Here is a 14,656-nt window from a genome sequence, read left to right as displayed (position 1 = left end):
GAGGCGCGGCGAGCGGGTATCCGCTCCGAGAATCCGACTCGCACACCTGGGGGCATACTCCGATGAGTATCCGAACCTACCGTCGACACCTAGCAGCAGCGCTGGCAATTTCACTGGTTCCACTGCTGTTTGCGCCTTGGCCCGCGAACGCAGATCCGGCACGCACCGTAACCATCAGCGTCCACTCCGATGCGATGGGCCGCGACATTCCACTCGAGGTGATCCTCCCCGCCGACACGAGCGCCCCACGGCCCACGTTGTATCTGCTCAACGGCGCCGGTGGTGGCGAGGACAGTGCGACGTGGGAAGGACGGACCGATGTCCTGGACTTCTTTGCCGACAAGAACGTCAACGTCGTGACGCCGCTGGAAGGAGCGTTCAGCTACTACACCGACTGGCAGAAAGACGATCCCGCACTCGGACGCAACAAGTGGCAGACGTTCCTCACTCGCGAACTGCCGCCAGTCATCGATGCGCAGTTCGGTACCAACGGGGTCAACTCCATCGCGGCGATCTCGATGACCGCGACCTCGGTACTCAATCTCGCGATCTCAGCCCCAGGGCTGTATCGGAGTGTCGGGGCCTACAGTGGGTGCGCGGAGACTTCCACCCAGCCGGGTCAGGACTACGTGCGACTGGTGGTCGGTGCGCGGGGTGGCGCTGATCCGACAAACATGTGGGGACCGTTCGACGGTCCGGGATGGCGCGAGAACGATCCCGTCGTGAACGCGGAGAAGCTGCGGGGGACCGAACTGTACGTCTCCACCGGATCCGGGCTGCCAGGTCCGCACGACAACCTTCAGGCGCCCGATGTGAACGGAAATCCCGGAGCACTCCTGAATCAGATCATCGTCGGCGGCATCATCGAATCCGCGGTCAACGGGTGCACACACGGATTGGCGGACCGACTGAACGCACTGGGCATCCCCGCGACCTTCGACTTCAAGCCGACCGGAACCCACTCGTGGGGTTACTGGCAGGACGACCTCCACAACTCCTGGCCGATGATCGCCAGCTCGATGGCAGCGCAGTAGTCGGTGCGGATCTAGTTACCGGAAAAACGGCGCGCGCATCAACGTCTTTCTCACGTGCCACGGTGACGATCGGAACAGTGTTGCCATCACCTTCGCCGTCGCGGCCGCGTCCCGCCGATCGGAAAGGTATGACCGCTGAGCCTCGACCGGTAGATCGAAGAACTTGTCGAAGAATGTGGTGACTTCGCCCGAGGCGAGGGTGAGAAGTGCGTTCAGACCAACGCGGCGGAGAGCGGATACCGCCTTGGCCGAGCGAGGCCAGAGTGCCGCGTTCGGATCCTCACCGTCGGCGATTGCTTTCGCGACAGTGTCGGCCTCGGCGAGTGAGGAGGCAACGCTGTATCCGGTTCCCGGATGCATCAGACCGCCTCGCCCGCCGAACCGGAGGACAGCGTCCGGGGACGAGTCCCTCGGGCCTTCGACTGCAAAACGGACTCGCTCGATCGGCGCGTCGTCGGGGACTTCGCAGCCCCGATTGTGAAGTCGGGTGCGCAGACGTGTTTCGAGTTCACGCAACCCCAACGCCGGCCGGCCGACGAGGCAGGTCTCCTCGAGGAGGACTCGCTCGTTGTCGAGCGGGACCGCGTAGAGAAACGACGGAGTGTCGGCGTCGGAGGTGCCGTTGTCTGTTCGCCAGTCCATGAACCAGGCCTCGCTGCCGCCCAGAATCGGATCGGCCAGAGCTCGGTCCACGATCATTCCGAAGGCCGTCTGCTGCGCGGTTGTCACTGCCAGATCGGTGCCTCGGGCGTCGACGACGACGGATCCCGTCAGCTGCGATCCGTCCACGCACACGACGGTGGTAGGGGACAGTGTTTGAGCACGTAAGCCTCTGACCTTTATGGATGTGCCGGTGAGAAATGATTGCAGTAAAGATGTATTCAATACGCAATAGATGCGATCAAGCGTTTTCTGCCCGCTGGTCCACACGCTCGGGCGCTCGATCCGGCTCGCGATCACCTCGCCCGGCAGCCACGACGGCAACTCGTCTGCCCACGCCGAGTACGTCGGCGTCCACACCCGATGAGGATGCGGATCGACAACGACAACGGTGAGTTGCCGGGCGATACAGCGCGTCGCGAGTGCCCGCCCCGCCGGCCCTCCGCCCACGATCACCACGTCGGCGGAGGAGTCGAGTGTGCTCATGATCGGCGCACTACATCGATCCCGTTGCGAGCAGACCGCCGTCGACCCGGACCGTTTCGCCGGTGATCCATGCCGCCGCGTCGGAGACGAGGAAGCCGACCAAGCCGGCAACGTCCTCGGGGGTGCCGAGCCGCTTCATCGGGTAGCCCGCCGACGCCTTGTCCTCGCCGGCAGCGACCAGGGCTGCCGCGAACTGCGTCTTGACGATCCCGGGAGCTACGGCATTGACACGAATCTTCGGTCCCAGTTGCCAGGCCAGTTCTTCCGTCAACCGGATGAGCGCAGCCTTCGACGCGCCGTACGCCGCGATGACGCCCGTCGACCGGATCCCGGCCACACTTGCCAGGTTCACGACGGCTCCACCGTGTTCGCCCATCCACGCCCGATGTGCTTGTTGGACGTAACCGAGGGCGGCAACCACGTTCACGTCGAAGATCTTGCGCACGGCGTCGAGGTCCGCCTCCATGAGCGAACCGAAGACGGGATTGATTCCGGTGTTGTTGACCAGAATGTCGAGCGAACCGAACTCGGCGACGGCGCGGTCGACGGCACCGGATCGGGCCTCGGCATCGGCTGCGTTGCCCGCGAATGCGACGACCTTGCCGCCGTGCCCCAGATCGGACAGTTCGGATGCAGCAGCCTCGAGGGGCTCCGGCTTGCGGGCTGTGATCAAGACGTCGGCGCCGCGAGCGAGGAGTTCGGCGGCGACAGCTTTGCCGATTCCGCGACTTGCGCCGGTGACGATGGCGGCGCGGCCTTCGAGGTCGCGAGGACGAGTGCTGTTTTCGCTAGTCATGTCCCGAACGTTAGCGGACTCACACGCTCCTGGTCGGAACGACCGTCAGGTCACGGTAAAATCGATAGTTCTTGTGTCTGTAGTCAGGCCTTGTTTACCCGTATTCGTCGTTTTTCCTGAGGAGTTTGCTTGATTACCGCCACTGACCTCGAAGTTCGTGCCGGTGTCCGCACCCTTCTCACAGCTCCCGGGCCTTCGCTGCGCATCCAGCCGGGCGACCGGATCGGACTCGTCGGACGCAACGGAGCCGGAAAGACGACCACTCTGCGCATCCTCGCCGGTGAAGGTGAGGCATATGCGGGAAGCGTCGTACGCACCGGTGAACTCGGATACCTCCCGCAGGACCCCAAAGAGGGCGACCTGAGCATCCTCGCCAAGGACCGGGTTCTCTCTGCCCGCGGCCTCGACACGATGCTCCGCGAGATGGAGAAGCAGCAGATCCTGATGGGCGAGGTGCTCGATCAGGAATCTCAGGACCGCGCGGTCAAGAAGTACGGCCAGCTCGAGGATCGATTCTCGGCCCTCGGCGGCTACGAAGCCGAGAGCGAAGCCGCACGTATCACCAGCAGCCTCGGCCTCGAAGACCGTATTCTCGGGCAGCCGCTCAGCACGCTGTCCGGCGGTCAGCGTCGTCGTGTCGAATTGGCGCGAATCCTCTTTGCCGCCTCCGACGGCAGCGGCGCCCGCTCGGACACGACTCTGCTGCTCGACGAGCCCACCAACCACCTCGACGCCGACTCCATCACCTGGCTGCGTGGATTCCTCCAGAACCACGAGGGCGGACTGGTGGTCATCAGTCACGACGTCGACCTGCTCAACGACGTCGTCAACCGTGTGTGGTTCCTCGATGCCGTCCGCGGTGAGGCCGACGTCTACAACATGAACTGGAAGAAGTACCTCGACGCTCGTGCCACGGACGAGCAGCGTCGTCGCCGCGAGCGCGCGAACGCCGAGAAGAAGGCCGGTGCGCTGCGGATTCAGGCTGCGAAGATGGGTGCAAAGGCAACCAAGGCCGTCGCGGCTCAGAACATGGCCAAGCGAGCCGACAAGTTGATGGCGAACCTCGATGCCGAACGTGTCTCGGACAAGGTTGCGCGGATTCGTTTCCCCGAGCCCGCCGCTTGTGGCAAGACTCCGCTGATGGGCAAGAACCTCACCAAGGTGTACGGCTCGCTCGAGATCTTCACCGGTGTCGATCTCGCGATCGATCGTGGGTCTCGTGTGGTTATCCTCGGACTCAACGGTGCAGGTAAGACCACACTGCTCCGCATCCTCGCGGGCGCGGAGAAGGCGGACGCGGGTGAGCTGATCGCCGGTCACGGACTCAAGGTCGGCTACTTCGCTCAGGAGCACGACACCCTCGACGACGACGCGTCCGTGTGGGAGAACATCCGCCACGCTGCGCCGGATACAGGGGAGCAGGAACTGCGTTCTCTGCTCGGTGCCTTCATGTTCACCGGCCCACAGCTCGAACAGCCGGCCGGAACGCTCTCGGGTGGTGAAAAGACGCGTCTGGCTCTGGCCGGTCTGGTGTCGTCCGCTGCCAACGTTCTGCTTCTCGACGAGCCCACCAACAACCTGGACCCGATCTCACGCGAGCAGGTGCTCGACGCGCTCCGCAGCTACACCGGTGCCGTCGTCCTGGTCACCCACGATCCGGGCGCTGCCGAGGCACTCAACCCCGAGCGGGTCATCCTCCTGCCCGACGGCAACGAGGACCACTGGTCGCAGGAATACCTCGAGCTGATCCAGCTCGCCTAACCCCCTGTGAGTGGTTAGGGAGTCCCCGCACTCCTCAACCACTCACAGGGGCGAAGCCCCTCAATCTCGCCGCCGCACCGATTCCTCGACCAGATCGAGAACAGCTGACAGGTTGTCGACGCCGTGGCCGGAGGCGATTCTCGCGACCAGGCCGTCCATCACCAGATCCAGATACCCGATCAGAATCTCGGTGGGAACGTCGTCACGGAGCCGCCCGGCCGATTTCTGTCTGGCGAGGCGCGCACTGGTCGCTTCCGTCAGTTCTACGGAGCGCTGTGACCACTTCTCGCGGAAGTCGGCGTCATTGCGCAGTCGACGCGCTATCTCCAGTCGCGTTCCCAGCCAATCGAATTGATCGGGCTGCGCGAGCATGTCCCGCATGACCTGGACGAGTCCCTCTTCGGCGACGACATCTGCCATCCGGCTCGCATCCTCGCTTGCGAGAGCGAGGAACAGGCCGTCCTTGTCCTTGAAGTGATGAAAGATCGCTCCTCGGGACAAACCGGTGACTTCTTCGAGACGGCGAACTGTGGCGCCGTCGTAGCCGTATTCCGCAAAGCAGCGGCGGGCGCCGTCAAGGATCTGACTGCGCCGTGCCGCGAGATGGTCTTCACTGACCTTGGGCACGTTGTTGTCCTCGTCTCGCGCTTTCTTTGTGCTCTGAACGCACGTGGCGGACTCAGCACCTCGCTGAGTCCGCCACGTGGGTTAGAGCAGGGCTCGGTTGACTAGCCCCGGATCATGTTGCGAAGCACGTACTGCAGGATGCCACCGTTGCGGTAGTAATCCGCTTCGCCGGGGGTATCGATGCGTACGACTGCGTCGAACACGACCTTCTCGCCGTTCTCGCGCGTCGCCGTGACCTTCATGGTCTTCGGGGTGACGCCCTCGTTGAGCTTCTCGACGCCTTCGATGTCGAAGGTCTCGGTGCCGTCGAGCTTGAGCGAACCTGCGGACTCGCCGACCGGGAACTGCAGCGGGACAACGCCCATGCCGATGAGGTTGGAGCGGTGGATGCGCTCGAACGACTCGGTGATGACGGCCTTGACGCCGAGCAGGCTGGTGCCCTTGGCTGCCCAGTCACGCGAGGATCCGGAGCCGTACTCCTTGCCGCCCAGGACGACCAGCGGGATGCCGGCTGCCTGGTAATTCTGCGACGCGTCGTAGATGAATGCCTGCGGTGCGCCTTCCTGCGTGAAGTCGCGGGTGTAACCACCGGAGACGTCGTCGAGGAGCTGGTTGCGCAGACGGATGTTCGCGAATGTTCCGCGAATCATGACCTCGTGGTTACCGCGACGCGAGCCGAGCGAGTTGTAATCCGCACGCTCAACGCCGTGGGAGTCGAGGTACTGCGCAGCGGGGGTACCGACCTTGATCGGACCTGCCGGGCTGATGTGGTCGGTGGTGACCGAGTCGCCGAGCAGTGCGAGGACGCGAGCGCCCTTGATGTCCTTGACCGGAGCCGGATCCATCGTCATGCCGTCGAAGTAAGGTGGCTTCCGCACGTAGGTGGAGTTCACGTCCCACTCGAAGGTGTCACCCTTCGGGGTTTCGAGGTTCTGCCAGCGGCTGTCGCCCGCAAAGATGGTTGCGTACGACTTGCGGAACATGTCCTGGTCGATCGAGGACTTGATCGTCTCTTCGATTTCCTGCGTGGACGGCCAGATGTCCTTGAGGTAGACGGGGTTTCCGTCGGTGTCGTTACCGAGCGAATCGGTCTCGAAGTCGAAGTCCATGGTTCCGGCGAGGCCGTATGCAATCACGAGCGGCGGGGAAGCCAGGTAGTTCATCTTGACGTCGGGGGAGATACGTCCCTCGAAGTTACGGTTACCCGAGAGCACCGCGGTGACCGAGAGGTCGTTGTCGTTGATGGCCTTCGAGACTGCCTCGGGCAGGGGTCCGGTGTTACCGATGCACGTGGTGCAGCCGTAACCGCCGAGGTAGTAACCGAGCTTCTCGAGGTACGGCCACAGGCCGGCCTTCTCGTAGTAATCGGTGACGACCTGCGAACCGGGAGCCATGTTGGTCTTGACCCACGGCTTGGTGGCGAGGCCCTTTTCGACGGCGTTGCGTGCGAGCAGTGCAGCACCGAGCATGACCGACGGGTTGGACGTGTTGGTGCAGGAGGTGATACCGGCAACAACGACGGCGCCGTGGTCGAGAACGAACTCACCGGCGTCGGACTTGACGACGACCGGCTTGCTCGGACGGCCTTCTGCACCGTTGGCAGCAGAGAGAACGTCGACCGCTCCGTCGTCGGCAAACGACAGAACCGCGGGATCGGAAGCCGGGAAGGACTCCTCGACGGCCTCGTCGAGCTGGGTGTGCTCGGTCGGGTAGTTCTCTTCCACGTAGTTGTGGATGTCCTTGCGGAACGCAGTCTTGGACTCCGACAACAGGATTCGGTCCTGCGGGCGCTTCGGGCCGGCGATCGAGGGAACAACGGTTCCCAGATCCAGCTCGATGTACTCCGAGAAGACGGGTTCCTTGTCAGGGTTGTGCCACAGGCCCTGTTCCTTGGCGTACGCCTCGACGAGAGCGAGCTGCTCGTCGCTGCGGCCGGTGAGGCGCAGGTACTCGATGGTCTCGGCGTCGATCGGGAAGATCGCTGCGGTGGAACCGAATTCGGGGCTCATGTTGCCCAGCGTTGCGCGGTTCGCGAGCGGAACCTCGGCAACACCGTTGCCGTAGAACTCGACGAACTTGCCGACGACGCCGTGCTTACGGAGCATCTCGGTGGCGGTGAGCACGACGTCGGTTGCGGTGACGCCGGGCTTGATCTCACCGGAGAGCTTGAAGCCGACAACGCGGGGGATCAGCATGGAGACGGGCTGGCCGAGCATTGCTGCCTCGGCCTCGATGCCGCCGACGCCCCAGCCGAGCACGCCGAGGCCGTTGACCATCGTGGTGTGCGAGTCGGTGCCGACACAGGTGTCGGGGTATGCCTGTCCGTTACGGGACATGACGGTGGGCGCCAGGTATTCGATGTTGACCTGGTGAACGATGCCCATTCCCGGGGGGACAACCTTGAAGTCGTCGAATGCGCCCTGGCCCCAACGGAGGAACTGGTAACGCTCGCCGTTGCGCTCGTATTCGAGGTCGACGTTGCGCTCGAGTGCGTCGGCCTGGCCGAAGACGTCGAGGATGACCGAGTGGTCGATGACCATGTCGGCGGGGGAGAGCGGGTTGACCTTGTTCGGGTCGCCGCCGAGGGTGGTGACGGCCTCACGCATGGTGGCGAGGTCGACGATGCAGGGAACACCGGTGAAGTCCTGCATGATCACGCGGGCAGGCGTGAACTGGATTTCGATGCTCGGCTCGGCTGAGGGATCCCAGCTCGCGATTGCGCGGATGTGATCCGCGGTGATGTTGGCACCGTCTTCGGTGCGGAGAAGGTTCTCGGCGAGAACCTTCAAGGAATAGGGCAATTTCTCGGTGCCGGGGACGGCCGAGAGGCGGAAGATCTCGTAAGAGTTCTCACCGACCTCGAGGGTTCCCTTGGCTCCGAATGAATCGATACTGGTGCTCACGTCTGCTCCACTCGTCTATGAGGGTCGCTACCGACGGGGCTGTGTCGGCAGCTGAAGCGAGGTACTTCGGCCGGGAAGACCCTCCGTAGCTCACGCCAATCGCACAGTTCGCGTGAGAACTGTCCGAACATCGGAGCTGCAGTAGAACCTGTCCTGACCGGTGGTACCTCTTGGTCCAAGTCTAACAGTACGCTTGTCCTGTGAGAATTCAGGGCAAGTTGACCGAAACAATCTTCATGCAGACTGCGGGCCTGCGCAACGCAGGCTTGGCTGGGTGACCACACCCACAGTTACCGCTCGGGCGGCACGCGCGGCGGTTGCGTGTGACGCCTGGTGGCAGTCGACCTGAAGTAGGCTGCATGCAGGCCCGTCGCGGGTCGGCCGCCGAAAAACGACCTCGGAAGAACTCCCCGCATCTCAGCGGTGGACGGAATCCGAACAGCACCCGGATGAGAGATGTCTGCTCCTACCAATCACGCTTTTGCGCCTGTGCACGTGAAGTCCCCGTTGCACGTCGCTGTTCCGTCGGATGTCGATCTCGACGACGTGCTCGCGGACCTTTCGACGGACGGCGTCTCCGCCCCGGAGTCCGATGTTGTGGGGCTGACTGCGGTGGTGACCGACGCCCGTGAACGTGGTGTCGACTTGAGCGTCGTAGTGGTCGACGCAAATCCGGGCCGGCCGTCCGATCTTCGCGACCTGGCTACGACGGTCGGCAAAACCGAAGGCGGCACGGTTCTCGTTCTGAGCCCAGACTGGATGGGTAGCTACAGCGACTCGATCAGTCGTGTGCAGCTCGAAACCGCGCAGGACCGATCTTTCGGAGAAAGCGCGAGCGTGACCGCGGACCGCTTCTCGCACGAGATCGTGGCGCCGGGTCCGCCGTGGACGCTTTACACGGTCCTTGTGATCGCACTGGTTGCGGTTATTGCCGGAATTACCTTTGCCGTCAAGTGGCGGCGAGAGCCGGAAAACGCGCAAACCAGACATATCGCTTCGACTTCAGAAACGGCGACATCTTCCGACCACCGGGCCGATTCCGTCTGACCTTGGTCCTTTTGCGAGATTTTCAGTAACTCGTCGAAAACAGGTACTCACCGCTGTTTGCGGTGAGTACCTGCCCTTTTTGGTACCTGCATGCCATTCGACCAGCTCAAATACCTTTTGTGTTATTTGTGGCTAAAGTTTCCAAAGAACGCTTGAGTGTCGTACGGTACAACTGGCACTTTTTGGGGAAGAAGTGTCGCAGACAGGCTGATGTTGTTCGACGCGTACTTGTCGGTTGCCTTGTTCTCGAGGTGTCGACGGTGGCGTTCGTACGGCACGTCCAGGTCGACGAGCAGCTCTCGGGCTGTGGGCGACCGGTGCTTGGTCTGCGCATTCCCTCCCCGCACGGATCGGCGACCCAGCGGGCCGTGGCGTTACACGCGAGGGAGAGTTATTTGTGAGGCAAGTAACACGTGGCGGCGAGTCCCGTCGTGGTCCTTCCCGTAAGTCGATGCGCCTGGCGCAACTGGTCATCGGATTCGGCGTTGTCGGGTCCCTGATCGTCGGTACGCCCGCCATGTCCTCGGCCGTACCACCGCCGCCGCCGAATCCGAGTGACTCGGACATCGCTGCGGCCGATTCGCAGGTCTCGTCGAGCGTCGGCACCGTCAGCGCGCTCATCAATCAAGTCGCATCGGCCAACGAACAGTTGTCGGCACTCGACAACGAAGTTGCGATCAAGCGTGAAGACGTCAACAAGACGCTCGTGGATCTGCAGAACGCTCGCGGCGCCGCAGACACCGCAGCGCAGGCCGTCGGCGTCACCAAACAAGCTCTTAAGGACGCGTCGGCGCAGATCGAGGTCGCTCAGACGGACTTCGACAAGTACGCACGCTCGAGCTACGTCAAGGGCACCAACACCGCGTCCATCTCGTCGTTCCTCGACGCCAAGGGCCCGGGCGATGTCCTCGACCGCGCGCAGGTCCTCAAACTGCTCGCCAATACGCAAAGCGCAGTGCTTGACGGTCTCCAACGAGCACGTACCGAGCAGGCGAACAAGGACTCCGCGACCCGCCAGGCAAAGCAGCAGGCCGACGCCGCCGCCGAGGTCGCGGCACAACTGAAGGATCTGGCCGAGCAGGCGATTCAGATCGCGCGCAACGCTCTCGATCAGCAGGTTGCCAAGAAGGCCGCGATCGAAGCCGAGCGGAACTCCGCTCAGGCTCAGCTCGACGCCGCCCGCAATGCAGTCGCAGGTTTGCAGGGCCAACGCCAGGCGTATGCGACGTGGGACGAGCAGCGTCGCGCCGAGGAAGCTCATCAGAAGGCTCTCGAAGCTGCCGCCAAGGAAGCTGCCGCACAGGCTGCTGCCCGCGCAGCTGCCGACCAGGCCGCCAAGGATCGAGCTGCAGCACTGGCAGCGGCTCAGCGTCCGCACACCGCTGTGGAAGACCCGACTCCGACCGTCATCCCGGACGACGACGACACCTGGACTGACGAGGAAACCGGGACCGACGAGGAAACAGGCACGGACGAAGAGACCGGTACCGAAGAGGAAACGGTCACGACGCCCAAGCCCACCACCCCCAAGCCGACGACGCCGAAGCCCAGCACGCCGAAGCCTTCCGTTACCGGAAGCGCTGCAATCGAATCCGTCATCGACCGCGGAATGTCTCAGCTCGGCGTGCAGTACGCCTGGGGCGGAGGCGACGAAAACGGTCCGACGCGAGGCATCCGTGACGGCGGCGTCGCCGACAGTTACGGCGACTTCAACAAAGTCGGGTTCGACTGCTCGGGCTTGATGATCTACGCCTTCGCCGGCATCGGAATCTCGCTGCCGCACTACACCGGCTATCAGTACACCGCGGGCACGCAGGTTCCGTCTTCGGAGATGAAACGCGGCGACATGATCTTCTACGGCCCCAACGCCAGCCAGCACGTGGCGCTCTACCTCGGTAACGGGCAGATGCTCGAGGCACCACAATCCGGTTCGAGTGTCATGGTCTCCCCGGTTCGCTGGGGCGGAATGACGCCGTACGCCGTCCGATTGGTGTCCTGACCGTCAGAGGAAATGCCGCTGACACCCGCATTGTCAGGGAACTATCAAGTTCCCGACGTGGTGTTACGGCATCGAGCGCAACTACCTGGAATAGTTGACGGGGAACACGTTACTGTCGGTACTTTTCTAGGTGAAAGCGATGGATTCTTGGTGACCTCACGTGAAGATTCGGTCGGAACGGTCGACGTAAGCAAGGCGAGCGGAAGTGCGGACGGAGCAGCACCTTCCCTGGCAGCCGACGTTCAGACCTTGGAACGAGCGATCTACGAGGTCAAGCGAGTCATCGTCGGGCAGGACCGGCTTGTCGAGCGCATTCTCGTCGGACTTCTCGCCAAGGGGCACGTCCTCCTCGAAGGCGTACCCGGTGTCGCCAAGACGCTGGCCGTCGAGACTTTCGCGAAGGTCGTCGGCGGTTCGTTCTCCCGCGTCCAGTTCACCCCCGACCTGGTGCCAACCGACCTCATCGGCACGCGCATCTACCGTCAGGGCCGCGAGGAGTTCGACACCGAACTCGGACCCGTCGTCGCCAACTTCGTGTTGGCCGACGAGATCAACCGTGCCCCGGCCAAGGTGCAGTCCGCGCTCCTCGAGGTGATGGCAGAACGCCACGTCTCGATCGGTGGCAAGCGGTACCACATGCCCGATCCGTTCCTGGTGATGGCGACGCAGAACCCCATCGAGAACGAGGGTGTCTATCCGCTCCCCGAGGCGCAGCGCGACCGCTTCCTGTTCAAGATCCTCGTCGACTACCCGACTGTCGAGGAAGAACGCGAAATCGTCTACCGGATGGGTGTGGCAGCCCCGGAGCCGCACCAGATCCTCGGTCCGGAGGAGTTGGTCAGGCTCCAACGCGTCGCCAGCAACGTCTTCGTCCACCACGCGCTCGTCGACTACGTGGTCAGGGTCATCGCCGCTACGCGTACGCCGCGTGAGGTCGGACTCGAGGACGTCGCGGGCTGGATCGCGTACGGCGCCTCACCCCGCGCGACGCTCGGCATCATCGCCGCGTCGCGGGCTCTCGCTCTCGTCCGCGGCCGCGACTACGTCGTGCCGCAGGACGTCATCGAGGTGATCCCGGACGTGTTGCGCCACCGCCTCGTTCTCTCCTACGACGCCATGGCCGACGAGGTGACTCCCGACGCCGTCATCGCCCGGGTGCTGCAGACCGTCGGACTGCCGCAGATCGCCGCGCGGCCGGTTCCCACCGTTCCCGGTCCGCCTCAGCAGGGCGCACCGCAGGCACCTCAGTTCAACGCACAGGGCACCGCGAATCCACAGGGCACAGTCAATCCACAGGGAAACGGCGCGCCGATCGCGACCGCTGAGACGATGAGTCGCCCGCAGTGACCGAAGGCCGCGACGGTGGCCAGGCGACACCCGCCGGATCCACCGGTTCTCCGCCGTCGTTCCGATCCGGCGAGCTCAGCGATCCCAAACTCACCGCTGCGCTGCGCACCCTCGAGCTGACGGTTCGTCGTCGCCTCGACGGTGTGCTGCACGGCGATCACCTCGGCCTGATTCCCGGCCCGGGTTCGGAACCAGGTGACGCCCGCGAGTATCAGCCGGGCGACGACGTGCGGCAGATGGATTGGTCCGTGACCGCGCGGACGACGCACCCACACGTGCGCCAGTCGGTCGCGGATCGTGAGCTCGAGACGTGGCTTGTCATCGACCTGTCTGCAAGTCTCGACTTCGGGACCGCCGGATGCGAGAAGCGCGACCTGGTTGTCGCCGCAGCCGCGGCGATCACTCACCTGACCAGTTCGGGCGGTAACCGCGTCGGCGCCATCATCTCGACGGGCGCCCAGACAACTCGAATTCCGGCCCGCGGTGGGCGCATTCACGCACAGGCGATGCTCCGCAAGATCGCGACGACTCCGCACGCTCCGGACGGGGTACGCGGTGATCTGGTCGGCGCGATCGAAGCGCTCAGACGCCCACAGCGTCGGCGCGGACTCGCGGTCGTCATCAGCGACTTCCTCGGGCCGATCGACTGGGAACGCTCGCTGCGCGCCATTTCGGGACGGCACGACGTGCTCGGCGTCGAGGTGGTAGATCCGCGCGACCTCGAACTTCCGGACGTCGGCGACGTGGTGCTCCACGATCCCGAGTCCGGCCGGACCAGAGAATTCACCACGACGCCGCAACTGCGCGCCGACTTCGCCAGAGTCGCCGCCGAGCACCGCGTCGAGGTCAGGCAAGCTCTACGTCGTTGCGGCGCACCGCTCATGTCCCTGCACACCGATCGGGACTGGATCGCCGACGTCGTGAGATTCATCTCGGCACGCCGACACAGTTATGGTGCCGGCGCCGGAACTGGGGGCGTTCGTTCGTGAGTCTTTCTCAATTCACCGCACCGTGGTGGCTGCTGTTCCTCGCTGTCATCGCCGCGTTGGTGGTCGGTTACGTACTCGTGCAGAAGCAGCGGGCCAAGCACACACTTCGGTTCACGAACTTCGCGCTACTGGAGAAGGTCGCGCCTTCGCGGCCCGGGCGGTGGCGTCATATTCCGGCGATTCTGATGGTCGTCGCGTTGGTGTTCTTCACCGTCGCCCTTGCCGGTCCGACGGCAGACAAGAAGGTCCCGCGAAACCGTGCCACGGTGATCCTCGTGATCGACGTGTCGCTGTCGATGCAGGCCACCGACGTCGAGCCGACGCGATTGGCAGCAGCGCAGGAAGCTGCGAAGTCGTTCGCCGACGGTCTGACTCCCGGCATCAACCTCGGGTTGGTCGCATTTGCCGGAACCGCTTCGGTTCTGGTGTCGCCCACCACGAATCGTGACGCGACGAAGGTCGCCATCGACAACCTGAAGCTCAGTGAGCGAACGGCGACGGGCGAGGCGATCTTCACCTCGTTGCAGTCGATCGACACGCTGTCGGCTGTTCTCGGCGGCAGCGATCAGGCGCCACCGGCGCGCATCGTGTTGCTGTCCGACGGTAAGCAGACCGTTCCCGAGAACTCGGACGATCCGAGGGGCGGATTCACCGCTGCCCGTCAGGCCAAGGACAAGGGCGTTCCGATCTCGACCATTTCCTTCGGAACGACATACGGGCGAGTCGAGATCGAAGGAGACCGAATCCCCGTCCCGGTCGACGATGCGTCACTGAAGGAGATCGCCAACCTGTCCGGCGGAAGTTTCTTCACGGCATCGAGCCTCGAAGAACTGCGCCAGGTGTACGACACGCTCGAAGAGCAGATCGGTTTCGAGACGACACGAGGCGATGCAAGTCGACCGTGGTTGGTCCTCGGCGTCGTGTTCGCGACCGCTGGTCTGACGATTGCCCTGGTACGCAGGCAGCGTCTGCCCTGATCGAGAGCAGTTCCGAATTGTCCAAATACC

General features: G+C 63.7%; 11 protein-coding genes. 7 read left to right on the top strand and 4 right to left on the bottom strand.

Translation table 11 applies throughout. From position 1 onward, the window contains the following. The first annotated feature begins 62 nt into the window (after positions 1-62). Positions 63-1,034 carry an alpha/beta hydrolase family protein gene (locus CPI83_RS14750; protein ID WP_097387371.1) on the top strand — a complete coding sequence of 324 codons (972 nt, stop codon included), beginning with the start codon at positions 63-65 and terminating at the stop codon, positions 1,032-1,034. 15 nt (positions 1,035-1,049) lie between these two features. Here the strand turns inward: CPI83_RS14750 and CPI83_RS14745 are convergent, their stop codons facing one another. After that, complete coding sequence (locus CPI83_RS14745; RefSeq protein WP_097387370.1) at positions 1,050-2,180, bottom strand: lycopene cyclase family protein; 1,131 nt, start codon at positions 2,178-2,180, stop codon at positions 1,050-1,052. Positions 2,181-2,190: 10 nt separating this feature from the next. Continuing rightward, on the bottom strand, positions 2,191-2,976 hold the full coding sequence (locus tag CPI83_RS14740) for an SDR family oxidoreductase (protein WP_019748418.1): 786 nt from the start codon (positions 2,974-2,976) through the stop codon (positions 2,191-2,193). 129 nt (positions 2,977-3,105) lie between these two features. On the opposite strand from CPI83_RS14740, the gene CPI83_RS14735 reads away from it, so the two are divergent. Then, the gene (locus tag CPI83_RS14735) at positions 3,106-4,737 is read left to right on the top strand and encodes an ABC-F family ATP-binding cassette domain-containing protein (RefSeq protein WP_020907739.1); all 1,632 of its coding nucleotides are present in this window, start codon (positions 3,106-3,108) and stop codon (positions 4,735-4,737) included. 60 nt (positions 4,738-4,797) lie between these two features. Here the strand turns inward: CPI83_RS14735 and CPI83_RS14730 are convergent, their stop codons facing one another. Next, on the bottom strand, positions 4,798-5,364 hold the full coding sequence (locus tag CPI83_RS14730) for a TetR/AcrR family transcriptional regulator (protein ID WP_003944970.1): 567 nt from the start codon (positions 5,362-5,364) through the stop codon (positions 4,798-4,800). Between the two features lie 101 nt (positions 5,365-5,465). Continuing rightward, complete coding sequence (gene acnA, locus CPI83_RS14725; RefSeq protein WP_019748421.1) at positions 5,466-8,267, bottom strand: aconitate hydratase AcnA; 2,802 nt, start codon at positions 8,265-8,267, stop codon at positions 5,466-5,468. Between the two features lie 456 nt (positions 8,268-8,723). Here acnA and CPI83_RS14720 point away from each other — a divergent pair, with 456 nt between their 5' ends. From CPI83_RS14720 to CPI83_RS14700, 5 genes are all read left to right on the top strand, one after another. Next, complete coding sequence (locus tag CPI83_RS14720) at positions 8,724-9,314, top strand: DUF6676 family protein (protein ID WP_020969605.1); 591 nt, start codon at positions 8,724-8,726, stop codon at positions 9,312-9,314. Between the two features lie 451 nt (positions 9,315-9,765). Further along, complete coding sequence (locus CPI83_RS14715) at positions 9,766-11,313, top strand: NlpC/P60 family protein (RefSeq protein ID WP_029255350.1); 1,548 nt, start codon at positions 9,766-9,768, stop codon at positions 11,311-11,313. A 228-nt stretch (positions 11,314-11,541) separates the two neighbouring features. Further along, a complete protein-coding gene (locus tag CPI83_RS14710) occupies positions 11,542-12,660 on the top strand; it encodes a MoxR family ATPase (protein ID WP_225989466.1) in 1,119 nt (372 codons plus the stop codon). Continuing rightward, entirely contained in the window at positions 12,657-13,649 is a 993-nt protein-coding gene (locus CPI83_RS14705; RefSeq protein ID WP_003944991.1) for a DUF58 domain-containing protein, read from the top strand. The genes CPI83_RS14710 and CPI83_RS14705 overlap by 4 nt, the downstream gene beginning before the upstream one ends. After that, positions 13,646-14,626 carry a VWA domain-containing protein gene (locus tag CPI83_RS14700; RefSeq protein ID WP_019748426.1) on the top strand — a complete coding sequence of 327 codons (981 nt, stop codon included), beginning with the start codon at positions 13,646-13,648 and terminating at the stop codon, positions 14,624-14,626. Before CPI83_RS14705 ends, CPI83_RS14700 begins: the two co-directional genes overlap by 4 nt. The last annotated feature ends 30 nt before the right edge of the window (positions 14,627-14,656 follow it).

This window comes from Rhodococcus sp. H-CA8f, from assembly GCF_002501585.1.
Taxonomy (GTDB): Bacteria; Actinomycetota; Actinomycetes; order Mycobacteriales; family Mycobacteriaceae; genus Rhodococcus_F; species Rhodococcus_F erythropolis.
Note: the sequence above shows the minus strand (reverse complement) of the source record. Positions and strands in the feature narration are given on the sequence as shown.